Source organism: Priestia sp. JV24, assembly GCF_025910025.1.
Classification (GTDB): Bacteria; Bacillota; Bacilli; order Bacillales; family Bacillaceae_H; genus Priestia; species Priestia megaterium.
The window spans coordinates 56,964-79,024 of record NZ_JAPCIN010000024.1; the positions used below are offsets into that span (position 1 = coordinate 56,964).

At 39.0% G+C, this 22,061-nt stretch carries 25 protein-coding genes and 1 riboswitch; of the genes, 1 reads left to right on the top strand and 24 read right to left on the bottom strand.

Translation table 11 applies throughout. The annotated features are described in order from the left end of the window. Positions 1-46: 46 nt before the first annotated feature. From yunB to OK414_RS26030, 20 genes are all read right to left on the bottom strand, one after another. Positions 47-799 carry a sporulation protein YunB gene (gene yunB, locus OK414_RS25935; protein ID WP_263045907.1) on the bottom strand — a complete coding sequence of 251 codons (753 nt, stop codon included), beginning with the start codon at positions 797-799 and terminating at the stop codon, positions 47-49. Positions 800-888: 89 nt separating this feature from the next. Continuing rightward, positions 889-1,191 (bottom strand): YunC family protein, encoded by a 303-nt coding sequence (locus OK414_RS25940; RefSeq protein WP_013059641.1) that lies wholly within the window; start codon positions 1,189-1,191, stop codon positions 889-891. 131 nt (positions 1,192-1,322) lie between these two features. After that, positions 1,323-2,177 (bottom strand): DUF72 domain-containing protein, encoded by an 855-nt coding sequence (locus tag OK414_RS25945; protein WP_013059642.1) that lies wholly within the window; start codon positions 2,175-2,177, stop codon positions 1,323-1,325. A 102-nt stretch (positions 2,178-2,279) separates the two neighbouring features. Further along, entirely contained in the window at positions 2,280-3,677 is a 1,398-nt protein-coding gene (gene sufB, locus OK414_RS25950; protein ID WP_016765826.1) for a Fe-S cluster assembly protein SufB, read from the bottom strand. Positions 3,678-3,722: 45 nt separating this feature from the next. After that, positions 3,723-4,157: a Fe-S cluster assembly sulfur transfer protein SufU gene (sufU, locus tag OK414_RS25955; protein ID WP_013085338.1), complete on the bottom strand. Its 435-nt coding sequence runs from the start codon at positions 4,155-4,157 to the stop codon at positions 3,723-3,725. Continuing rightward, the gene (locus OK414_RS25960; protein WP_034648491.1) at positions 4,147-5,367 is read right to left on the bottom strand and encodes a cysteine desulfurase; all 1,221 of its coding nucleotides are present in this window, start codon (positions 5,365-5,367) and stop codon (positions 4,147-4,149) included. The genes sufU and OK414_RS25960 overlap by 11 nt, the downstream gene beginning before the upstream one ends. After that, entirely contained in the window at positions 5,367-6,674 is a 1,308-nt protein-coding gene (gene sufD, locus OK414_RS25965; protein ID WP_034648489.1) for a Fe-S cluster assembly protein SufD, read from the bottom strand. Before sufD ends, OK414_RS25960 begins: the two co-directional genes overlap by 1 nt. Positions 6,675-6,691: 17 nt before the next feature. After that, positions 6,692-7,477, bottom strand: coding sequence for a Fe-S cluster assembly ATPase SufC (gene sufC / locus OK414_RS25970; protein WP_013059647.1), 786 nt, complete (start codon positions 7,475-7,477; stop codon positions 6,692-6,694). Between the two features lie 241 nt (positions 7,478-7,718). Further along, the gene (locus OK414_RS25975; protein ID WP_013059648.1) at positions 7,719-8,084 is read right to left on the bottom strand and encodes a carboxymuconolactone decarboxylase family protein; all 366 of its coding nucleotides are present in this window, start codon (positions 8,082-8,084) and stop codon (positions 7,719-7,721) included. A gap of 122 nt (positions 8,085-8,206) precedes the next feature. After that, on the bottom strand, positions 8,207-9,043 hold the full coding sequence (locus OK414_RS25980) for a MetQ/NlpA family ABC transporter substrate-binding protein (protein ID WP_013059649.1): 837 nt from the start codon (positions 9,041-9,043) through the stop codon (positions 8,207-8,209). 17 nt (positions 9,044-9,060) lie between these two features. Next, positions 9,061-9,729 (bottom strand): methionine ABC transporter permease, encoded by a 669-nt coding sequence (locus OK414_RS25985; RefSeq protein WP_016765829.1) that lies wholly within the window; start codon positions 9,727-9,729, stop codon positions 9,061-9,063. After that, a complete protein-coding gene (locus OK414_RS25990; protein ID WP_034648485.1) occupies positions 9,722-10,747 on the bottom strand; it encodes a methionine ABC transporter ATP-binding protein in 1,026 nt (341 codons plus the stop codon). The genes OK414_RS25985 and OK414_RS25990 overlap by 8 nt, the downstream gene beginning before the upstream one ends. Before the next feature lie 131 nt (positions 10,748-10,878). Next, positions 10,879-10,986, bottom strand: a riboswitch (SAM riboswitch). A 180-nt stretch (positions 10,987-11,166) separates the two neighbouring features. Next, positions 11,167-11,466, bottom strand: coding sequence for a thioredoxin family protein (locus OK414_RS25995; RefSeq protein ID WP_013059652.1), 300 nt, complete (start codon positions 11,464-11,466; stop codon positions 11,167-11,169). A gap of 14 nt (positions 11,467-11,480) precedes the next feature. Beyond that, on the bottom strand, positions 11,481-11,831 hold the full coding sequence (locus OK414_RS26000) for a toprim domain-containing protein (protein WP_034648482.1): 351 nt from the start codon (positions 11,829-11,831) through the stop codon (positions 11,481-11,483). A 181-nt stretch (positions 11,832-12,012) separates the two neighbouring features. Continuing rightward, the gene (locus OK414_RS26005; protein WP_013059654.1) at positions 12,013-12,258 is read right to left on the bottom strand and encodes a YusG family protein; all 246 of its coding nucleotides are present in this window, start codon (positions 12,256-12,258) and stop codon (positions 12,013-12,015) included. 79 nt (positions 12,259-12,337) lie between these two features. After that, the gene (gene gcvH / locus OK414_RS26010) at positions 12,338-12,721 is read right to left on the bottom strand and encodes a glycine cleavage system protein GcvH (RefSeq protein WP_034648479.1); all 384 of its coding nucleotides are present in this window, start codon (positions 12,719-12,721) and stop codon (positions 12,338-12,340) included. A 135-nt stretch (positions 12,722-12,856) separates the two neighbouring features. Continuing rightward, positions 12,857-13,213, bottom strand: coding sequence for an arsenate reductase family protein (locus OK414_RS26015; protein ID WP_013059656.1), 357 nt, complete (start codon positions 13,211-13,213; stop codon positions 12,857-12,859). A gap of 115 nt (positions 13,214-13,328) precedes the next feature. Next, a complete protein-coding gene (locus OK414_RS26020) occupies positions 13,329-15,113 on the bottom strand; it encodes an acyl-CoA dehydrogenase family protein (protein ID WP_034648476.1) in 1,785 nt (594 codons plus the stop codon). A gap of 23 nt (positions 15,114-15,136) precedes the next feature. Beyond that, entirely contained in the window at positions 15,137-16,315 is a 1,179-nt protein-coding gene (locus tag OK414_RS26025; protein ID WP_013085348.1) for an acetyl-CoA C-acetyltransferase, read from the bottom strand. A gap of 12 nt (positions 16,316-16,327) precedes the next feature. Beyond that, positions 16,328-18,709: a 3-hydroxyacyl-CoA dehydrogenase/enoyl-CoA hydratase family protein gene (locus OK414_RS26030; protein WP_171777804.1), complete on the bottom strand. Its 2,382-nt coding sequence runs from the start codon at positions 18,707-18,709 to the stop codon at positions 16,328-16,330. Positions 18,710-18,893: 184 nt separating this feature from the next. Here OK414_RS26030 and OK414_RS26035 point away from each other — a divergent pair, with 184 nt between their 5' ends. Continuing rightward, a complete protein-coding gene (locus tag OK414_RS26035) occupies positions 18,894-19,043 on the top strand; it encodes a YuzL family protein (protein WP_013059660.1) in 150 nt (49 codons plus the stop codon). 79 nt (positions 19,044-19,122) lie between these two features. Here the strand turns inward: OK414_RS26035 and OK414_RS26040 are convergent, their stop codons facing one another. From OK414_RS26040 to OK414_RS26055, 4 genes are all read right to left on the bottom strand, one after another. Then, positions 19,123-20,040: a proline dehydrogenase family protein gene (locus tag OK414_RS26040; RefSeq protein ID WP_016765834.1), complete on the bottom strand. Its 918-nt coding sequence runs from the start codon at positions 20,038-20,040 to the stop codon at positions 19,123-19,125. 177 nt (positions 20,041-20,217) lie between these two features. Then, positions 20,218-20,475, bottom strand: coding sequence for a YusU family protein (locus tag OK414_RS26045; RefSeq protein WP_013059662.1), 258 nt, complete (start codon positions 20,473-20,475; stop codon positions 20,218-20,220). Beyond that, positions 20,468-21,235, bottom strand: a complete 768-nt coding sequence (locus tag OK414_RS26050) for an IucA/IucC family C-terminal-domain containing protein (protein WP_047931113.1) — start codon at positions 21,233-21,235, stop codon at positions 20,468-20,470. The genes OK414_RS26045 and OK414_RS26050 overlap by 8 nt, the downstream gene beginning before the upstream one ends. Further along, positions 21,225-22,052, bottom strand: a complete 828-nt coding sequence (locus tag OK414_RS26055) for an ABC transporter ATP-binding protein (protein ID WP_013059664.1) — start codon at positions 22,050-22,052, stop codon at positions 21,225-21,227. The genes OK414_RS26050 and OK414_RS26055 overlap by 11 nt, the downstream gene beginning before the upstream one ends. Between the last annotated feature and the right edge of the window lie 9 nt (positions 22,053-22,061).

A 22,061-nucleotide genomic window follows, 5' to 3' on the forward strand; every position in this document is an offset into this window, starting at 1 on the left:
CGCACCTGCTTTTTTAGTAATACTTTATCACGTTAATATAATATTGTTAATTTTTCTTCGGAAGTTCAATCGCCGGAGAAGACGAGTTTCCACCGTTAAAATAGTCAGGAACGTTTCCAGGAATAACGGTGCCTCCGACCGGGATTGTAGCCGTAACGGTTGTTTTTTTAGTTGCAAATGGGATAATAATTTGCATGTTTACTTTTACTTTGATAGATACTTCAAGAAACGCATTATTTATTCCATACTCCTCGATTTTTCGCACTACGTCTGTTTGAACGTCACCAATAGCATGAAATTTAACCGGAATCAGCGGACCTAGATTTCCAAGCAGCGCATTATTAGTCGCTTGCCCAAGCGGAACTTGGTATACAATTCCTTGATTCCGCAACTTTTCATCTTTTTCAATACGAATATCTGTTGGAAGTTCAAGTGCATCTAAATTCCCTTTCTCTGCTTCTTTTAAGTTAGCCTGGACAAATGACGTAGTTTGAGCTCTAACCCGATTTACAAGCGCTGTGTCAATTTTAGCTACTTGACCGTTAGGTGTAGATTCCACTTTAATAACATCTACGTCCAATTGATCAAGTACCTGTTTATTCACCGCTTTATTAATAACTAAAGTTGCAATCTCTTTTGTTTGTGCTTCAGCATATTTCATTAACGTCGGTTCAATCCCTCTATTAATTAGCCATAATCCTACCCCTGTAGAAAGCATAAAAAAAAGAAAGGTGAGCAACAGAACGTAACGAAAAGGAAGCGGGCCTTTTCTTGTTAATTTCCGACGAAGTTTAACCAAAAAAAATCCCTCCTTACAAGCTATATGTATGCATGTATAAGGAGGTTCACGCTTCTTTTAAAAAGTTTTATCTTAAATTCTCGACTATATTAAAGCATTTTCAATAAAGCATCTTTGCCAATTGTTCCTTTAAAAATCCCTCTTTTTTCAGCTTCAAGCGTTACAGATTCAAGAGGCGCTTCAAGAAGCTGCTCAATTGTACGTACACCTACAGCTCTTCCAGCTATTATTTGACGATCAGCTAATTTATCATTTAATAGACCTACGTCTAGTGCTCCGCACATAATGTAACCTTTATCTGATGAGATTGTTAACAAAGTTGTTTTTGGCAGTAATACGGTAACTGCATTAAACGTATGACCTTCAATTACGATAGGCGCTAAGGTAATCATAGTAACTCACTCCTTTCTTAATCAATTTATGATTTTGAAAGAAAAAAGTGAGGTTTTACATATACTTTTCTACCTATTTGACGTTTATATTCCTTCTTCCTTATTTATATAAACTTTTATAGGACTCAGTGCTAAAATTCATTAAAAAAATCTAATTGTTTAGGAGCTAAATTCTCATATTCAATATTTAATAAACTCATAAGCTGTTTGGCATTATGTACAGCATCTCCGCCCGAGTTATTATTAAATAACAGGTAAATGTCCTTCGTTTGTTTTTGCAGCTTTTCAAGCCGTTCTTTCCACTCTAGGAGCTCTTTTTCATTGTAACGATACAAAAACCTTACTGCTCGCCAATTGCCTTCTGCGGGCTTATTCCAACCGTGTACGTTTCGTCCGTGAAAACGGATAAGTGTTTTCTGTTTATCTGTAGCATGAATCACAATAGGAATAGAGCCTTCTCCTGCCTGCGGTTCATCACAAATACCGTGAATCCACTTCTCTTGTTCCATAAACGTCAGCGTTTTATCGTAGAAAAATGGCTTAAACCAAGATTGATTTCGAAACTCAAGCGCTACTGGCAAATCGCCAAACTTCTCGCGGCTATATCTCAAATAGGCTACATTTTCTTTTGTACAGTCAAACCAGGGCGGCATTTGAAATAAAATCATACCAAGTTTATTCGATGTTACGTAAGGCTTCACTGATTCTAAAAACGCATGAAACATTTCTTCTTTGCTATCAAACGGATTTCCTTCTCTCATATGCCCTGTCATACCTTGATAGGCTTTTACTACAAAACGAAAAGATTCCGGTGTATCGTTCACCCATTTTTCTACATTTGATGTTGGTTGAATTGCATAAAAAGATGAATCGACTTCAACAATTGGAAAATGGCCTGCATATACGGCAAGCTTGTCTCTTGATGAAACCCCCGCTTCATATAATGAATCATGATCTCCCCAGCCTGTAACTCCAATATAAATCATGCCACTCCTCCTCTATGTTCTTAGCTTCGCTTTTCTTTATTTTAATACAAACGATACAAAAAAACTCGTTTGCATAAAGAGCAAACGAGTTTTGATCTATTATTAACCGATTGAACCTTCCATTTCAAATTTGATTAGACGGTTCATTTCTACTGCATATTCCATTGGAAGCTCTTTTGTAAATGGCTCAATAAAGCCCATTACAATCATTTCTGTTGCTTCTTCTTCAGAAATACCGCGGCTCATTAGATAGAATAATTGTTCTTCAGATACTTTCGATACCTTCGCTTCATGCTCAAGTGAGATGTTGTCATTTAAAATCTCATTGTACGGAATTGTATCAGAAGTTGATTGATTATCCATAATCAGCGTATCACACTCAATGTTCGCACGTGCACCTTCTGCTTTACGGCCGAAGTGTACGATACCGCGGTATGTTACTTTACCGCCTTGTTTTGAAATTGATTTTGATACGATCGTTGAAGATGTGTTCGGTGCTAAGTGAATCATTTTTGCACCAGCATCTTGGTGCTGTCCTTTACCAGCAAGGGCAATAGATAATGTCATACCACGTGCACCTTCACCTTTTAAGATAACAGCTGGATATTTCATTGTTAACTTAGAACCGATGTTTCCATCAATCCATTCCATTGTTGCGTTTGCTTCACAAACCGCGCGTTTTGTTACAAGGTTGTATACGTTGTTCGCCCAGTTTTGAATTGTTGTATAGCGGCAATACGCATCTTTTTTGATGATGATCTCTACAACGGCACTGTGAAGAGAGTTTGTTGTATAAACAGGTGCTGTACAGCCCTCTACATAGTGAACGTGTGAGCCTTCATCAGCAATAATTAACGTACGCTCAAACTGTCCCATATTTTCAGAGTTAATACGGAAATAAGCTTGTAATGGTGTGTCTACTTTTATGCCTTTCGGTACGTAAATGAATGATCCACCAGACCAAACCGCTGAGTTAAGAGCAGAGAATTTGTTATCCGTTGGCGGGATAACTTTTCCAAAATGCTCACGGAAAATATCTTCGTTTTCTTTTAGCGCCGTATCCGTATCTTTAAATACGATACCTTGCGCTTCAAGATCTTCTTTCATATTGTGATAAACAACTTCAGATTCGTACTGAGCTGATACACCCGCAAGATACTTTTGCTCTGCTTCAGGAATACCAAGTTTATCAAACGTTTGTTTAATTTCTTCAGGAACTTCATCCCAAGAGCGTTCAGACTTCTCAGATGGTTTTACGTAGTACGTAATTTCATCAAAGTCTAAGCTTGCCATGTCTCCGCCCCACTGTGGCATTGGCATGTTGTAGAAGTGCTCTAGAGATTTCAAACGGAAGTCAAGCATCCATTGTGGTTCCTCTTTCATACGAGAAATTTCTTCTACGATTTCTTTTGTTAAACCGCGTTTAGAGCGGAAAATTGATACGTCTTTATCGGAAAATCCATATTTATAATCGCCGATTTCTGGCATTTTTTTAGCCATCTTTTATTACCCCCTACTTGATAGGATTGGGAATGAATGAAGGTCTTATTTTTGTTCGTTAAGACCTTTTTCCATCGCTTTCCACGCTAGTGTTGCACATTTAATACGCGCAGGAAATTTTGCTACACCTTGAAGTGCTTCAATATCTCCTAAATCTATACTATCATCATACTCTTTACCTTGCATCATGTCAGAGAAGATATGGGCCATTTTAAACGCTTTGTCTACTTCTTGACCTTTAATTGCTTGTGTCATCATTGAAGCTGATGACATTGAAATTGAACATCCTTCACCTTCGAACTTTGCATCCACCACTTTGCCGTCCTCTACTTTTAAGGAAAGTTCAATGCGGTCTCCGCACGTCGGGTTATTCATATGAATGTTCACAGTATCTTCATTCAACGTTCCACGATTACGCGGGTTTTTATAATGGTCCATAATTACTTGACGATAGAGAGTATCTAAATTATTAAAAGCCATTTGTAAAATACTCCTTCGTTTTTATTAATGATGACACCAATTTATCTACTTCTTCTTCCGTGTTATACAGATAGAAGCTTGCACGTGCAGTAGAAGATACGTTTAAATATTTCATCAGCGGCTGCGCACAGTGATGACCTGCACGAATCGCAATTCCATCAGCGTCTACTACTGTCGCAACGTCGTGCGGATGCACATCTTCAATATTAAACGTCACAACACCTGCTCGCTCTTTCGGTCCGTAAATCGTAATTCCATCTACTTGCGATAAGCGATCCAGTGCATATTGCGCTAACTTGTGCTCATGTGCTTGAATATTATCTAAACCAACTTCTTCTAAGAAATCAATCGCTGCACCTAAACCAATGGCACCTGCAATGATTGGCGTACCTCCTTCAAATTTCCAAGGAAGCTCTTTCCACGTTGATTCGTATAGGTTTACGAAGTCAATCATTTCGCCGCCAAACTCGATTGGTTCCATTTTTTCAAGAATCTCTTTCTTTCCATAAAGAGCGCCGATTCCAGTCGGTCCGCCCATTTTATGTCCAGAGAAAGCAAAGAAATCACAGTCTAAATCTTGTACATCCACCTTCATGTGAGGTGTACTTTGTGCACCATCCACAACCATTACTGCACCGTTAGCATGTGCAATTTCTGCAATCTCTTTTACTGGGTTAATCGTGCCCAATACGTTAGATACTTGCATAATCGATACAATTTTGGTGTTGGATGTAATCGTGCTTTTTACCTCTTCTAGTGAAAGTGCATGATCTTCTGTTAATGAAATATATTTTAACGTTGCACCTGTTTCCTTGGCAACTTGCTGCCAAGGAATGATGTTGCTGTGATGTTCCATATAAGTAATCACAATTTCATCACCAGGTTTAAGATTCGCACGGCCATAGCTTGCAGCTACTGTATTAAGAGCTGTCGTTGTACCGCGCGTAAAGATAATCTCTTCCGTTGATTTTGCATTAATAAACTTACGAACCTTTTCACGAGCGCCTTCGTATCCGTCTGTTGCTCTTGTACCAAGCGTGTGAACACCTCGGTGTACGTTTGAGTTATATTCTTTGTAATACTTCTCAATCGCTTCAATTACAGCAAGCGGCTTTTGTGAAGTTGCTGCACTGTCTAAATAAACGAGTGGGCTGCCATTTACCTCTTGGTCTAAAATAGGAAATTCTTTACGAATATCAGAGATATTCATTATCGAACTTTCCTTTCAATTAAATCCGTTAATTGTTTTTTAACCGTTTCGATTGGCAACTCGTTTACAACTGGTGCTAAGAACCCGTGAATAACTAGACGTTCTGCTTCTGTTTGTGGAATACCGCGGCTCATTAAGTAGTAAAGCTGAATTGGATCTACGCGTCCAACAGATGCAGCGTGTCCTGCTGTTACATCGTCTTCATCAATTAGAAGAATTGGGTTTGCGTCTCCACGCGCTTTTTCACTTAACATTAACACACGAGATTCCTGCTCAGCGTTTGATTTAGATGCACCGTGTTCAATTTTACCGATACCGTTAAAGATTGAAGACGCGCTTTCTTTCATAACGCCGTGTTTTAAAATGTAGCCTTCAGAATGTTTTCCAAAATGTACGATACTTGTTGTTAAGTTTTGAGACTGCTCTCCACGTCCAACTGTTACCGTTTTTGTATCTCCATATGAACCGTCGCCCATTAGATACGTTGTATTTTCTGAAACTGTATTTCCTTCACTCATTAAGCCTAAAGCCCACTCAATGCGACCATCTTTGCCCGCTACGCCGCGGCGGTTCACATAAGTAGTTGTGCCTTTAGCTAAGTAGTCAACAGCTCCAAACGTTACTTTTGCATTGCTGTTAGCGAATACTTCCGTCACGATATTGACAACACCGTTTGACTCTTCAGCAGTCGCAATGTAGTTTTCTACATATGTTACTGAGCTGTTGTCTTCAGCTACAACAATCACATGGTTGAATAAAGCTGCTTCTTCATCTTCACGGACAAATACAGCTTGAAGCGGCTCTTGTATTTCTACATTTTTAGGAACATATACAAATACACCGCCGTTTAATAACGCTGCGTTTAATGCAGTTAAACGGTGCTCATCTACTTTAACTCCGTCTTTCATGAAGTACTTCTCAACAAGGTCGCTATGCTCTTTAGCGGCTGTTTGAATATCTGTGAAGATAACACCCTGAGACTTTAGCTCTTCTGTTAACGTTGAGTATGCAGCTGTTTGGTCACGCTGAACATATAGATTTTTAACAGCTTCTGTATCAATCAATGCTTTAACCACTTCTGGAAGCTCGTCTACAGATGAGATTGTGCTTGCCTGTGAAGTGTGCTTGTCAAAAGCAGTAAAATTCCATTTCGAAATGTTTGTTTTATCTGGCTTTGGAAGTGCAAGATCTTCTGCTTTCGCAAGAGCTTGTAAGCGAAGATCTAACAGCCAACTTGGTTCATTAGCTTCTTTTGAAAAGCTGCTGATGTACTCTTGATCAAATGGTAATTTCGTATCAATAGTCATAGAGATCCTCCTAACTCTTAAGCTTCTTGCTCTACAGTTTCGTCTTCAATACCTAATTCTTGTTTGATCCAGTCATAACCTTCTGCCTCTAGACGCTGTGCTAATTCTGGTCCGCCTGATTTTACAACGCGACCTTGCATCATAACGTGAACTTTATCTGGTGTAATGTAGTTTAATAAACGTTGGTAGTGAGTAATCATTAAGCAACCGAACTCGCTGCCGCGCAGTTCATTAATACCTTTTGATACAACTTTTAACGCATCGATATCTAAACCAGAGTCGATTTCATCTAAAATTGCAATTCCTGGTTGAAGCATCATTAATTGAAGAATTTCGTTACGCTTCTTCTCACCGCCAGAGAAACCTTCATTTAGGTAACGCTGTGCCATGTCTTGATCCATTTCTAAGAAATCCATGTTTTTATCTAATTGACGGATAAATTTCATTAGTGAAATTTCTTCGCCTTCTTCACGACGAGCATTAATTGCTGAACGTAGGAAGTCTGCATTTGTTACACCGCTGATTTCACTTGGATATTGCATCGCTAGGAATAGACCTGCACGAGCGCGCTCATCTACTTCCATCTCAAGTACATCTTCGCCGTCTAGCGTGATGCTTCCTTGTGTAACCTCGTATTTAGGATGTCCCATGATTGCTGAAGATAATGTTGATTTACCAGTACCGTTTGGTCCCATGATTGCATGGATTTCGCCGCCCTTAACTTCTAAATTAACACCTTTTAAAATTTCTTTACCTTCAATTGCAACATGAAGATCTTTAATTGTTAAAGTTGACCCTGCCATATTAAAACCTCCAGTTATAGACGTATATAGTAAAAAACGATATACCTATATCTTTTTAATTATTCTCATTTTATTCTCATTACAATCTTATAACAAATGAAAACTTATAGCAACCTTTTGACCCAAAAGGTTTTAAACCATTATGTACATTTTTCAAGACTAAATCCACTCATAAAAAAGTTGCCTTAAAAGACTCCATAGAGCCTTCTAAGACAAGCTTTTTTACCCTCTTTATTTACTCTTAGTGCGTGTGGCTAGTCAGTTCTGAAATACACTCTTGGACAAGCGTAACGGACTGACTCATCGCTGCGCCTCCGCCAAATGCTGCTGACACTCCGCATGCCTCTAGAATTTCTTGTTCAGTTGCACCTTGATCAATGCAGCCTTTTGTATGATAAATCATACAGTACTCGTCTTGAGCTACTACGCTGATTCCTAACGCGATTAACTGCTTTTCTTTTTTAGAAAGAGAACCTTCTCCAAAACATGCTTCAGTAAACGCATTAAACGTTTTTGTTACTTCCGGCAATTTTTCGCTAAATTTCCCAACACCCATTTTATAATCATGAAGTGCTTGCTCAGTTGAATGACGTGCTTCTTGCTGCATAACGTCAGCTCCCATCATCAGTAAAGTTTTCACGGTTAGTATGCGTGAGAAAAATAAGAGTTATTCGTTTTCCCGCATACAAAAAAAGCACTTGCCCAGAGTGGGCAAGCGCTTTTCTTCTATTATTTATTTACCGGCAGTACTCCGCCTTTGTATTTTTCTTTAATGTAGTCTTGAATTTCTTTAGAGTGAAGAACTTTTACTAAAGCTTTCACCGTATCTTTATTTTCGTCGCCTTTGTGAACCGTAATAATGTTTGCATAAGGGTTATTTTCCTTGCTTTCAACTGCGATTGGATCTTTTACTGGATCTAAACCAGCATCGATAGCATAGTTAGCATTGATAACAACAGCGTCACCTTCATTGTTTTTGTACATTTGAGGTAACAATCCGCCTTCAACATCGGCTTTAAATTTTAAATTTTTAGGGTTTTCTACAATATCTTTAATTTGTGCATCTATTTTCTTTACGCCTGGCTTTAATTTGATCACGCCAGCTTTTTCAAAAATCGATAATATACGTCCTTGCTCTGCTACCGCATCACGCATAATAACTGTACCGTTTTTCGGAAGATCTTTTAAGCTTTTGTATTTTTTAGAGTAGATACCAATTGGTTCAATATGAATGGCACCGGCACTTACGAAATCATACCCTTTTTCACCCTTGTGATCTTTTAATACTGAATTCATATAAGGAACATGCTGGAAGTAGTTTGCATCAATTTCATTGTTTGCAAGAGCTGTGTTCGGTAAGATGTAATCTTGGAATTTTTTAATTTCTAAGTCAATTCCTTGTTTTTCTAAAATCGGTTTTGCTTGTTCTAAAATTTCAGCATGAGGCGTATTAGATGCACCCACGACAATTTTCTTTTCATCTTTTGATCCATTGTTAGATCCACACGCAGCTAATCCTACTACTAGTGCAGATGTTAATGCTAAAGCCGAAAGCCATTTTTTCATAATAAATAATCCTCCCTTTATCTTTTATCAATTTTTGCAGTAATCGCATCTCCAATAAGTTGGATAATAAATACAATAATCAAAATTAAGATTGTAGCGGCTAGCGTTACGTCATTATGACTGCGCTGGAACCCTTCTAAATATGCAAGGTTTCCAAGACCTCCGGCTCCAATCACACCCGCCATTGCCGTATAGCCGACTAATGCAATCGTTGTTACCGTCAAACCGGAAATTAAAGCTGGCAGCGATTCAGGTAAAAGCACTTTAAAAATAATGGTGCTTGTTGTTGCTCCCATTGATTTAGCAGCTTCAATCACGCCTTTATCAATTTCGCGCAAACCAATTTCTACAAGACGCGCATAAAATGGTGCTGCTCCAACAATTAAAGCAGGTAACGCTGCATTAGCACCTAAAATACTTCCTACCAATGCTTTGGTAAATGGAATCAGTAAAACAATTAAAATAATGAATGGAATGGAACGAAAGATATTTACAACCGCTGACACAATGGCATATAAAGGTTTGTTTTGCCAAAGCTGTCCTTTGGACGTTAAAAATAAAAGCAAGCCCAATAAAATACCTAGAACAAATGTGGCTACAACTGAAATAGCCGTCATATATAGTGTTTCATTTGTCGCTTGAATAAAATCATCTAAAATAACGTTTGGAAATAGTTTCTCAAGCATTTGTCATTACCTCCACTTCTACCTGCTGCTCATGAATGTATGCAATGACTTTTTCAACTTCTGTTAATTCTCCGTCTAAATGAACGAACAACGTTCCGTATGAACCTGTTTGCGTATGAGAAATCTTTCCTTGTAAAATATTAATCGTTACATCAAACTGTTTTAAAATCGTTGTAATGAGCGGTTGCTCTGCTTTTCCGCCAACAAACGTCAGCTGAATAATTTGCCCGCTTGGATACAGCTCTTTTACTTGTTCAATCGTTTCAAACGTTTCCTCTGGTTCAGAAATCTGTTGAACAAATCGTTTTGTAATCGGCTGCTTAGGTTTTCTGAATACTTCTAGCACTTGTCCTTCTTCTACTACTGCCCCATTTTCCATAACGGCTACTCGATGACAAATTTTACGAATGACGTGCATTTCATGAGTAATTAATACAATGGTTAACCCTAGCTTCTCATTAATATCTACTAACAGATCTAAAATAGAATCTGTCGTTTGAGGATCAAGCGCTGATGTTGCTTCATCACAAAGCAATACTTTTGGATTATTCGCTAGCGCTCGAGCAATACCAACACGCTGCTTTTGTCCACCGCTAAGCTGCGATGGATAAGCATTTTCACGACCTTCAAGTCCAACTAGCTTAATGAGTTCGTCTACTCGTTTCATTCTTTTTTCTTTTGAAATCCCTGCTATTTCTAACGGAAAAGCAATATTTTCTCTCACCGTACGCGACCATAAGATATTAAAGTGTTGAAATATCATACTAATTTCTTGTCTCGCTTTTCTGAGTTTTCCGCCTTTAATTTTTCCAATATCATTACCTGCTACCTCGACCGTTCCTGTCGTTGGTGTTTCTAATCCGTTTAGCAAGCGAATCAAAGAACTTTTCCCCGCTCCGCTATAACCAATAATTCCGTAAATTTCACCTTGGTTAACGGTTAGATTCACATTATCAACAGCTGTTACTTGACCGCTTTTAGCCTGATAAATTTTTGTAACGTCTGTTAATGTAATCATATTTCTTCACCTTCTTTAATAAAAACTTAATTATGTTAGGTTGTCCTATAGGATAAAAAAGCCGTAAAACAATTTTCCCCATTAAAAAAGCCTCTCTGCGCATGACAGAAAGGCTCGATATTTAATCCTTTCTCTCATCTTTCAAAGCGCATAGCTTTGCAGGAATTGGCACCATTTCAGTTAGTCTGACGGTTGCCGGGTTTCACAGGGCTCAGTCCCTCCACCTCTCTTGATAAGAGTTCGCAACAATTATTTTGTTTTTGGGAAATATTCATTCATTTATGAACATTCATGAGTGTGATTTTAGCATGTGTCAGATAGGCTGTCAACAGATTTTGTTCTTGGGATAATATCCCAAGATTTCAACAATCCCAATGGTTTGCTCTCTTTCAATTTCTTCATTTTAAACAAACGTTTGATTATCGAAGCTCTTCAAGTACGTGCTCGATGGAATGAAACGCATAGAGTTTTTTTACCATTTCGCCATTTTTCACTTCAATCAAACAAGGTACACTTTCAATTGAAAATACTTCTGCTTTTGAGGGCATATAATTTAAATTGCTCATTCCGATGGTCACACCGGGCAGCATCGCTTCTGCTACGGTTAACATTTTTTTTGCCAGCTGACATGTCCCGCAAAAAGGTGTATGGAAAAAGATAAACGCTCTTTGTCCTTCTTTTAACTGATCGTCAAGCTGTTTTTCGCTCCATTCTTGCATGTTGCTCATTCCTTTTATGTTAAAAATTCTGCATTAACATCGATATTGGCACTCAGTAATACTGTTGCTATGTGATTTCTAGGGGCGGCAGCAACCTCTCGGTACATTTTATCAATATATAGATGCTCTGCTTCCGGAAGCTCTCGTTTAAATTGTTTTCTTAGCTTATTCCCTGAATCATCAGAGTCAACGAGTATGTATACCTCTTTGTTAAACGTAAAGTCAATAATTTCATCCAGCTTTGATAAACTAATCGTACCGTTTGTACAAATAATTTCAATTGGTTCTCGAATGATATCTTGGATACGTTTTTTATCTGATTTTCCTTCAACAATAATTACTTTTTCAATTTCAATTAGCCCCATTTTCATCACCCATAATCGTCAGTTGTATAGTAACATCATTTCTTTATGCTATACAATATTCGTTAATGTATCACAGTTCACCTGTTTTTTAAAAGAAATTTGCAAGAAAGAACTGTTTTAAAAGGCAGCTTAAGCCATATTGTTTCCATAAAACAAGAAAAACAGCGGCAGTTGCCACTGTTTAGCACCATCCTGCTTCTTCATCGCAGTCTGTATATTTTTGCGTTTCACCTTGTTTTTGTACGTCCGTATATTGGTAGAACTTATTATTTTCTTGCGAATATCCTTCTTCAAAGCGGTATTCATTGCCGCTTGTTCCGTAACTAACTTCACCAATTGGCTGCTTATCAACATATAATTTCATACCGCCGTCATGAAATTTAGCTGTAACGCGATCTGTAACGTCCATTTTTTGTTTTTCAAACATAAAAAGACACTCCTTTAGCTTGTTTACTAATAGAGTGTCCAGTCAAAAATTTTTCATAAAGACAATTTATGGAGGAATATTATCCTTCGTTTGTCATTTCTTCGTATTGCTCTGCTGTCATTAGCTTGTCTACTTGAGAAGAATCAGATGGTTTGATTGTAATCATCCATGCTTCTTCGTATGGAGAATCATTAACAAGTTCAGGGCTATCGCTTAAGTTGTCGTTTACTGCTACAACTTCACCGCTAATTGGTGCATAGAGCTCAGAAACTGTTTTTACTGATTCAACGCTGCCAAACGGCTCGTCAGCTTCTACTGTTGCTCCTACTTCTGGCAGTTCAACGAATACGATGTCTCCAAGCTCAGCTTGAGCGAAATGTGTAATACCTACGCGGACAACGTCTCCTTCTGTTTTTACCCATTCATGCTCTTCAGAATAACGCAAATCTTTTGGTGTACTCATCTTAATCCCTCCAAAATATGTATCGTAATTTGTTTATATAAAAAGCGCCTTCAACGTGAAGAACACTTTCTACAACCTAAAATAACTTCCTATTAACAGTGTAACGTAAAAGGTAAAAATTTTCTATTTGAAAACTCACTTCCACACGTCTTCAAACTGCTCTTCTTTGAAACCAAGCGTTACTTTTTGTCCATCTGTTAGCAGCGGACGCTTAATTAACATGCCATCTGACGCAAGAATAGACAGAAGTTCATCTTCACTCGCACTGCTTACTTTATCTTTAAGCCCTAATTCGCGATATTTTTTACCGCTTGTATTAAAGAATTTTTTTAATTCTAAGCCGCTGTTCTGATAATAAGACTGCAGCTGCTCTTTTGTTGGCGGGTTTTCTACAATATGAATTTCTTCATACGCTACTCCGTTATCATCCAGCCACTTCTTTGCTTTTCGGCACGTCCCACACTTTGGATATGAATAAAAAAATAATGACATTTCGTCAACCACCCTTTATTTTAAGCTTTTTTCGTATTTTAACACATCCTTTATCATTTACCTAGATAGAGGCTTCTTAAACAAAAAGGAGCTCGCAAAACGAGCTCCTTTTTCCTTAAACCGTGAACTTCTCTACTTCTAGAAGCGTTTTCGCAATCTCACGCTTTACGCTAATCACATTGATTGGTGTATAGCGCGTTAACTTGCGAAGAGACGAAAGCATGACTCTAAGCGTATCACCTTGTTCAACGCCAATTAACGTTTCTTTTGCATCTGCTTCGATCCGATTAAATGCTTCTTGGCAAAATACTTGGGTATACTTTAATTTTAAGCTATTCTGACCTGCTCCTGTTTTGGAAATGGCTTTTTCAGTACGCAAAACAGTAGATTCCATTGCATATACGTTACTGATCATATCGGAAATATTAACGAGAATTTCTTGTTCTTTCTCTAATTCTTTGCCATACTTTTGTGCAGCTAATCCCAAAAGCAAGAGCGCAATTTTCTTCCCGTTTTGCACAAGCATTTTTTCTTGATCTAACGGCTCATTTCCTACTTCCTGCGGCATAAGCATCATCAATTCTTCTTGAAGCGTTTGTGCTTTTTGAAGCAGCGGAAGCTCTCCTTTTAGCGCTTTGCGTAAATATGTGCCTGGTACTAAAAGACGGTTAATCTCATTTGTTCCTTCAAAAATACGGTTAATGCGGGAATCGCGATACAAGCGCTCGATTTCATACTCACTCATAAAACCATAGCCTCCGTGAAGCTGCACCCCTTCATCTACGATGTAGTCAAGAGATTCCGTGGCAAACACTTTGTTTAATGAGCATTCAATAGCATATTCAGCAATGGAAGCGGCAATTTGTTTTCCGTCTTTTTGCTGTTCTTCTGAAAGCTGGCCCATATGGTCTTCGAAAAGTCCTACCGTACGATATACGGAGCTTTCAGTTGCATACAATTTAGAAGCCATTGTGGCTAACTTTTCTTGTGTTAATGAGAATTTAGCAATTGGCGTTTTAAACTGCTGACGCTGGTTAACATATTGAGACGTAATTTCTAATGCACGTTTTCCTGCTCCAACTGCTCCAACTCCAAGCTTATAGCGCCCAATATTTAAAATGTTAAACGCAATCACATGTCCTTTTCCAATTTCACCCAACACGTTTTCTTTTGGAACAAGCGCATCTTCAAGAATTAATGTTCTTGTTGATGAACTTTTGATTCCCATTTTCTTCTCTTCCGGTCCAACCGAAACGCCTGGGAATTCGCGCTCCACGATAAAAGCAGAAAATTTATCGCCGTCGATTTTCGCATACACCACGAACACATCAGCAAATCCGGCATTCGTAATCCACTGCTTTTCTCCATTTAACACATAGTGTGTACCTTCTGCGTTAAGGCGAGCTGTTGTTCGAGCACCCAGGGCATCGGAACCAGAACCAGGTTCTGTTAACGCATATGCTGCTATTTTTTCCCCAACTGCTAAAGCAGGTAAATATGCTTGCTTTTGCTCTTCTGTTCCAAATAAGACGATTGGCAATGACCCAATTCCTACGTGAGCACCATGAGTGATGGAAAATCCGCCTGCTCGAGACATTTTTTCAGCAATTAAAGCCGAGGTAATCTTATCTAAACCGAGGCCACCGTATTCTTCCGGTACATCTGCACCAAGTAAACCTAATTCACCAGCTTGTTTTAATAACTTTACAGAGCGTTCAAACTCATGCTTTTCTAAATATTCCACTTGTGGAAGGACTTCATTTTCTACAAATTCATCTGTCGTCTTGGCAATCATCTTTTGTTCAGATGTATAATCCTCCGGCGTGTAGACGCGGCTTGCATCGCCCTCTTCAATTAAAAAGCTTCCACCTTTAATCATTTGTTTTGTTTTATTTGACATGTTTATATCCCCCTTTGAAATGATTATGCTAACAACTCAAATACACCAGCAGCTCCCATTCCTCCGCCAATACACATGGTGACAATTCCAAACTGCTCATTCCGACGCTGCATTTCGTGCATTAAGCTAAGAGTAAGCTTAGCTCCAGTACAGCCTAATGGATGACCTAAGGCAATAGCGCCTCCGTTTACATTTACTTTATCTTCATTAATATTTAATTCACGAATAACGCCGAGTGCTTGAGAAGCAAATGCTTCATTCAATTCAAACAACCCGATATCAGAAAGTTCCAGCCCTGCTAGTTTAAGAGCTTTAGGGATGGCAGCTACCGGGCCAATCCCCATTACTTCAGGCGGAACTCCTCCAACTGCAAATGAGCGAAACTTAAGCAAAGGCTTTAACCCTTCTGCTTCAGCTTGTTCTTTATCCATTAGAAAAACGGATGCAGCTCCGTCACTTGTCTGCGAAGAGTTTCCAGCTGTTACCGATCCTTTAACCGAAAAAGCTGGACGAAGTTTCCCTAATACATCCGCAGTTGTGCCAGGACGAACTCCTTCATCTTGAGAGAACATCAGCTTTTGTTCACGGAGCTTATTGTTTTCATCCACTTTTCGAAGCGTCACTTCCACCGGAACAATTTCGTCGTTAAACTTCCCTTCTTGAAGTGCTTTTGCTGCTTTTTGATGGCTGCGTACAGCAAACGCATCCTGGTCTTCACGTGAAATTCCATATTTCATCGCCACTTGTTCTGCTGTATGTCCCATGCCCATATAATACTCCGGCGCATTTTCAACCAGCTGAACATTCGGACGCGCTACATTTCCAAACATCGGAACAAAACTCATTGATTCTGCTCCTCCAGCTAACACTGCTTTGGCTTGCCCTAGCATAATTCGCTCTGCACCGTAGGCAATACTTTGCAAACCTGATGAACAATAACGATTAATCGTTATTGCTGGCACCGTATAAGGCAAACCTGCAAGAGCGCCAATATTTCGAGCCATATTCAAACCTTGTTCTGCTTCAGGCATCGCACAACCAATAATTAAATCATCAATTGGTCCTTCGTATCCGCCTGCTCGGCGAAGAGTTTCTTTAACCGCAATGGCACCCAAATCATCAGGTCTAACACTTGCCAATGAACCTTTTTTTGCTTTTCCGACCGGTGTCCTAGCACCTGCTACAATAACTGCTTCTCTCATTTTTTCTCCCCCTTAATTGCGCAGTGGTTTTCCTTTAACTAACATGTGCTGCATACGTTCTTGAGACTTCGCTTCTCCAACAAGGCTTAAAAATGCTTCTCTCTCTAAGTCCAGCAAATACTCTTCATCAACTTCCGAACCAAACGCTACACGTCCTCCGGCTAACACAAATGCTAACTTACTAGCAATTTTATAATCATGTTCTGATATATATCCTGAATACTTCATGGATTGAGCTCCTAGCAGCAACGTTGCATACCCTGTTTCTCCAACGACAGGGATCTTAGTTCTTACAGGCGGTTTATAGCCCGTGTCATGTAAAGCAAGGACTGAGTTCTTCGCGTCATTCAGCAGGTGATCTCCGTTTACGCTGATGCCATCATGGCGATTTAAGAAATTTAGCTGTTTAGCTTCTGCAGCAGAAGTGGATACTTTTGCAGTAGCAATTGTTTCAAATGTTTTATTCGCAATCTGCTGAAGATCGAGCGTTACACCGTTAGGTAAACCACTTAACTGTTTGATATAAAGCTCCTTGTTACCTCCTCCACCAGGAATGAGTCCGACTCCTACTTCTACAAGGCCCATGTAAGTTTCAGCAGAAGCTTGAATTTTAGCTGACGGCAAGCAAATTTCTGCTCCGCCTCCAAGAGCCATTGCAAACGGAGCTGCAACAACCGGCTTCTCATTGTATTTCACCTTCATCATTGCCTGTTGAAATTGTTTAATAACGAATTCAATTTCAAAATAATTGTCATCTTGTGCTTCCATTAAAATCATAGCTAAGTTAGCGCCAACACAGAAATTTTTTCCTTGATTTCCTATGACCAGCCCTTTATAGTTCTTATTCACTTCTTCAAGAGACTGATTTAATAAGCTGATAATATCTAGCCCAATTGCATTGTTAGGAGAAGTGAACTGCAGGCACGCCACATCATCTCCTAAATCAATTAAACTCGCTCCGCTGTTTTCTAAAATGACATTATTTTGAGAGCGTAAAGACGACAGGTGAATCACCTTTTTATTTTCTTTTACCGCTTTATACTCCTCATCTTCGTAATAAAGCGTTTGACCTTCCATTTCTTTATAAAAGCTTGTAAATCCGTTTTCCTGCATTTGTTTTACCCACTGCGGAATTGCTAAGCCCTCCTGCTCCATCTTCTCCATTGATTTTTCTAAACCAATTGCATCCCACGTCTCAAACGGACCCAGTTTCCAGCCAAACCCCCACTTCATAGCCTGATCAATGGCCACGATATCGTCGGCAATTTCATCTTTTAACTGAGCTGCATACACAAGAACGGGACTGATGATGTTCCAAAGAAGCTGGCCGGCACGATCACCGGAGTATATAAGCGCTTTCATTTTGTTTTGCAGCCCTTTTGCCTGCTTGCTTAATTCCGTAGAAGCTGTTTTTAACTTCTTTCTCTCGACGTATTGAAGTGTACTAGGATCAAGTTCTAGAATTTCCTTTCCTTTCTTTAAAAAGAAGCCTTGCCCTGACTTGCTTCCTAACCAGCCATTTTCCTGCATTTGTTTCATAAATAAAGGCACATCGAATACTTCTTTTTCTTTGCCTTCCACTTTGTCAAACACATTGTTGGCCACATGAATAAATGTGTCTAGTCCCACTACGTCTAACGTTCGAAACGTTGCACTTTTTGGTCTTCCAATTAAGGGACCCGTCACAGAGTCAACTTCTCCCACGCTGTAATTGCCTTTTAACATTTCTTGAACAGTCACAAGTAAACCGTACGTACCGATACGGTTGGCGATAAAGTTAGGCGTATCTTTTGCAATAACTACTCCTTTACCTAATACATCTTCACCAAACGTTTTCATATATTCAACAATTTCTGATTTTGTGTCATGAGTTGGAATGATTTCTAATAACTTTAAATAACGTGGTGGATTAAAAAAGTGCGTTCCTAAAAAATGCGCTTTAAAATCTTCTGAGCGTCCTTTAGCCATTTCGTGGATCGATATTCCTGAAGTATTTGAACTTACGATACTGCCTTTTTTTCGTACACTGTCAATTCTTTCAAACAGCTGCTGTTTAATATCAAGACGTTCCACTACTACTTCAATAATCCAATCACACTCGCTTAACTGCTGTAAATGATCTTCAAGATTTCCTGGCGTAATTAACGATAGTGATGACTTCGACGTTAAAGGTGCCGGTTTTTGCTTCGTTAATTTAGCTAGAGCAGTTGTACTCAACCGATTTCTCACTTGCCTATCTTCAAGCGTTAGCTGTTTTTTTTCCTCGTCTGCTGTTAATGAAGTTGGAACCACGTCTAGCAAAAGCGTTGGAATTCCTACATTTGCTAAATGAGCTGCAATTCCAGAGCCCATAACTCCTGAACCTAAAACCGCGGCTTTTTTTATGTTCATAATTATCCCCACATCCCCTTTAATATATTGAATGAATGATCATTCATTTTATGCGTAAAAAAAGAGAGTCACTGTTAATCTCTGTTTTTACTATAAAACATTTTTTAAATTTTCGCAATATATTCACAATATTATCTCTAACTATTTTTGAGGTGTTTGGTTATCTTAATACACAGGAGGTGATTTTGTGAGCAAATTAAAGAAGGATCCATCGTCAGCAGGCGTAAGCGCAGCAAGCGTTAAAGGAAATGCTGGACCGGTCAATGAACCGCACGGACGCGGCAAAAAGACATCTCAAAACCAACAGTACACAAAGCATAACACTCAAGGACATTAACCTCAAAATCGAACATGAGTAATCGAATCATGTTCGATTTTTGATTATTTCTTACTTTGTCATCACGACCATTTCATTATTATTTTTTTACAATTCCTTTTAAGACAAATGCGACATTTGCAGGTCTTTCTGCAAGGCGCCTCATAAAGTACCCATACCAGTCCGTTCCATAAGGAACGTACACTCTCATTTTATATTGTTCTGCTACGAGCTGAACTTGCCTTTCTGACCGAATGCCGTATAGCATCTGAAATTCAAACTGATTCATTGAAATTCCATGCTTTTTAACAAACTCTTTTGCATACTGAATGATTCGTTCATCGTGAGTAGCAACTGCTGTGTAGTGACCGTTTAATAAGTGGAGCCCAATTATGTTTTTGAAGTTTTCGTCTACGTCTTCTTTATCAGGAAACGCCACGTCTGCTGCTTCTTTGTACGCCCCTTTCACTAACCTTAATTTAGGAGCATAAGCATCTAATTCACGGATGTCACTTTCTGTTCGATATAAGTATGCTTGAAGCACCGTCCCTACGTGTTCATACTCATTTTTTAATTGTTTAAATAGCTTAATCGTCTTGCTGCATCGCTTATAATCCTCCATATCAATCGTCACAAATACGCTATATTTTTCCGCTTCTTCAAGAATACGCCGCATATGATGAAGTGCCAAATCCTCTGAAATATCCAGTCCCATAGACGTTAATTTCAAAGAAATTTCTGAATCTAACCTTTCTTTGTGTATAAGGTGAATGGCCTTTATGCATTGAGCTGCGGCATGATCAACTTCAGCTTCACTTTCCACAAACTCGCCAAGATAATCAATCGTTACTTTTAATCCCTGTTCATTTAGCTTTTTTATCACACTAACAGCTTCATCGATGGTTTCCCCTGCAACAAAACGTGCTGCTCCAAAACGTAAGCCATAGCGTTTAGCCAGCTTTGTTAACTTTTTGCTTTTTGATAACAATAAAAAAAAGTTTCTTATCGTTTGTTCCAAAGCAACCCCCCGCCTTCACTTGTCATACGCCTCACAAAATTTATTTAATTATCATTAATTTTACCATTTTCCAAACTAGATAGATAGGCACCCTTTATTAACCTATGCATACAAAATCAAAAAGCGACCGAGAGCTTTTGGATAAAAAAACATCCATCAGCTTCGTGATGAATGTTTTTATTCTGGTTTTCGCTGTGACGCTCGATGCGCTTCATTCAGCTCTTTGATTTCCTTTACAATCTCCACCATTTCCGCTTTTGCTTCCGGATATAATTGATTCCAATGCTTTGTTAAAGGAGGCATGGATTTTGAGATATGGTTGTAAAGTGCCCACATTTTTACTTTTTCCTGCAGCTGTTCGTCACTTTGACCAACCATTAGTTCCGTATACTTTTCAATTAAACCGTCAAATTGCTCTTGAAAGGTTTTACTCATGCACAATCACTCCTTTCTTTGGTTTACAAATAACTGGACAAGTTTGACAATAAGTCTTTTTAGCTCCTGTTTGGTAAGATAAACAGCACGTTTGCCGAACCCTTATCTCCTGCATTTGCTTCTCTACTTGAAGAGGTGAACTGTACCTAGCAAACGGATTATGATGGTATGAACCAAAGTGATGACCCTCAGCTTCTTCCAACACATATCGTAAATTCTTTTGTACTTGTACATTTTCTATTTCTTCATTTGCTAAAAGCAAATCATAAAGCCAGTGGATATAAACAGCTACGTTTTCCCACAGCGTCAGCTTTGAAATTTTTGTCACTTTACGCAGTGATGACCATATCCGCTCAATGTGATGAGCAAACAATTCATCAAGAAGTTCATCAAGAAGAATTTTCCGATTGTCCTCTGTTACTTCTTTCGTCTCAATTTCTGAGATGAACACTTTTGGGAGCCAGATCGTTTCAGCGTCTTCTGTATGCAACGAAACATTTTTAGTCGATGCGTTTATCTTTTTTTGAAACACAATAAATGAATACAAAGCCGCCACCACAACAAAGCTATACCGCTTCGCTAACATAGAGGCAGCTGCTCTCAAGTTATCAGCCTCCATCGTCTGTTGAATCCATAGCAGCTGAATCCTCAGCGTGCTTTCGTCCATGCAGCTGGAGGGAGACAACCTATACAGCGAGTTATCTTTAAACGTACAGCGGAATTTTTCTGCTAACTCGCTTTGCTCTTTCTTATTGAGCATGCTGCGTTTCAACGCGCAGCTTATTCACAATACATCGTCCGCGCCCATGAGGAATACAAAGAGGCGTTCCAAATAACGGATCCACCGTCACTTCACAGTTCATATTAAAGACTCGCTGTACTAAATCGCAGTTAATGACTTCTTCTGGTCTTCCCTGTGCATAGATTTTTTTATCTTGAAGCGCCACAATATGATGAGCATAGCGGCAGGCTAAGTTTAAATCATGCAGCACCATTACGATGGTACGATTTTCTTTTTCATTCAGTTCAAACAACAAGTCCAAGATCTCAATTTGATGCGTCATATCTAAATACGTTGTCGGTTCATCAAGTAAAATAATATCCGTATCTTGTGCTAATGTCATAGCAATCCATGCGCGCTGACGCTGTCCTCCAGAAAGCGAATCAACTTGACGATCAGCCAAGTCTGCTAACCCTGTTGCTTCGAGTGCATTTTGTACTTTTTCTTCATCTTCTTGAGACCACTGACGAAACCAATTTTGATACGGATAGCGCCCTTGTTTAACAAGCTGAAGCACTGTCAGCCCTTCAGGTGCAACAGGACCTTGCGGAAGAATTGCTAGCTGCTTTGCAATTTCCTTGGTAGGAAGAGAGGAAATTTTAGAGCCTTCTAGCAAAATAGAGCCGGCATGTGGCTTTAATAATCTTGCTAGTGAACGCAGCAGCGTAGATTTTCCGCATCCATTACTGCCGATAAAAACCGTAATCTCACCCTTTGGGATGGTAACGTCAAGCTCATCTATAATCATCGCTTCTCCATATGATAATGTTAGCGATTTTGTTTCTAACGAATGCATGCGAATCGC

What these genes read in the sequence shown, in the direction of transcription:
- OK414_RS25940 (WP_013059641.1), bottom strand. Translation starts at nt 1,191, where the DNA reads ATGATTACCTTAGCGCCTATCGTAATTGAAGGTCATACGTTTAATGCA.
- OK414_RS25945 (WP_013059642.1), bottom strand. Translation starts at nt 2,177, where the DNA reads ATGATTTATATTGGAGTTACAGGCTGGGGAGATCATGATTCATTATAT.
- sufB (WP_016765826.1), bottom strand. Translation starts at nt 3,677, where the DNA reads ATGGCTAAAAAAATGCCAGAAATCGGCGATTATAAATATGGATTTTCC.
- sufU (WP_013085338.1), bottom strand. Translation starts at nt 4,157, where the DNA reads ATGGCTTTTAATAATTTAGATACTCTCTATCGTCAAGTAATTATGGAC.
- OK414_RS25960 (WP_034648491.1), bottom strand. Translation starts at nt 5,367, where the DNA reads ATGAATATCTCTGATATTCGTAAAGAATTTCCTATTTTAGACCAAGAG.
- sufD (WP_034648489.1), bottom strand. Translation starts at nt 6,674, where the DNA reads ATGACTATTGATACGAAATTACCATTTGATCAAGAGTACATCAGCAGC.
- sufC (WP_013059647.1), bottom strand. Translation starts at nt 7,477, where the DNA reads ATGGCAGGGTCAACTTTAACAATTAAAGATCTTCATGTTGCAATTGAA.
- OK414_RS25975 (WP_013059648.1), bottom strand. Translation starts at nt 8,084, where the DNA reads ATGCAGCAAGAAGCACGTCATTCAACTGAGCAAGCACTTCATGATTAT.
- OK414_RS25980 (WP_013059649.1), bottom strand. Translation starts at nt 9,043, where the DNA reads ATGAAAAAATGGCTTTCGGCTTTAGCATTAACATCTGCACTAGTAGTA.
- OK414_RS25985 (WP_016765829.1), bottom strand. Translation starts at nt 9,729, where the DNA reads ATGCTTGAGAAACTATTTCCAAACGTTATTTTAGATGATTTTATTCAA.
- OK414_RS25990 (WP_034648485.1), bottom strand. Translation starts at nt 10,747, where the DNA reads ATGATTACATTAACAGACGTTACAAAAATTTATCAGGCTAAAAGCGGT.
- OK414_RS25995 (WP_013059652.1), bottom strand. Translation starts at nt 11,466, where the DNA reads ATGCAAGAATGGAGCGAAAAACAGCTTGACGATCAGTTAAAAGAAGGA.
- OK414_RS26000 (WP_034648482.1), bottom strand. Translation starts at nt 11,831, where the DNA reads ATGGGGCTAATTGAAATTGAAAAAGTAATTATTGTTGAAGGAAAATCA.
- OK414_RS26005 (WP_013059654.1), bottom strand. Translation starts at nt 12,258, where the DNA reads ATGTTTGAAAAACAAAAAATGGACGTTACAGATCGCGTTACAGCTAAA.
- gcvH (WP_034648479.1), bottom strand. Translation starts at nt 12,721, where the DNA reads ATGAGTACACCAAAAGATTTGCGTTATTCTGAAGAGCATGAATGGGTA.
- OK414_RS26015 (WP_013059656.1), bottom strand. Translation starts at nt 13,213, where the DNA reads ATGTCATTATTTTTTTATTCATATCCAAAGTGTGGGACGTGCCGAAAA.
- OK414_RS26020 (WP_034648476.1), bottom strand. Translation starts at nt 15,113, where the DNA reads ATGTCAAATAAAACAAAACAAATGATTAAAGGTGGAAGCTTTTTAATT.
- OK414_RS26025 (WP_013085348.1), bottom strand. Translation starts at nt 16,315, where the DNA reads ATGAGAGAAGCAGTTATTGTAGCAGGTGCTAGGACACCGGTCGGAAAA.
- OK414_RS26045 (WP_013059662.1), bottom strand. Translation starts at nt 20,475, where the DNA reads ATGAGTAAAACCTTTCAAGAGCAATTTGACGGTTTAATTGAAAAGTAT.
- OK414_RS26050 (WP_047931113.1), bottom strand. Translation starts at nt 21,235, where the DNA reads ATGCTCAATAAGAAAGAGCAAAGCGAGTTAGCAGAAAAATTCCGCTGT.
- OK414_RS26055 (WP_013059664.1), bottom strand. Translation starts at nt 22,052, where the DNA reads ATGCATTCGTTAGAAACAAAATCGCTAACATTATCATATGGAGAAGCG.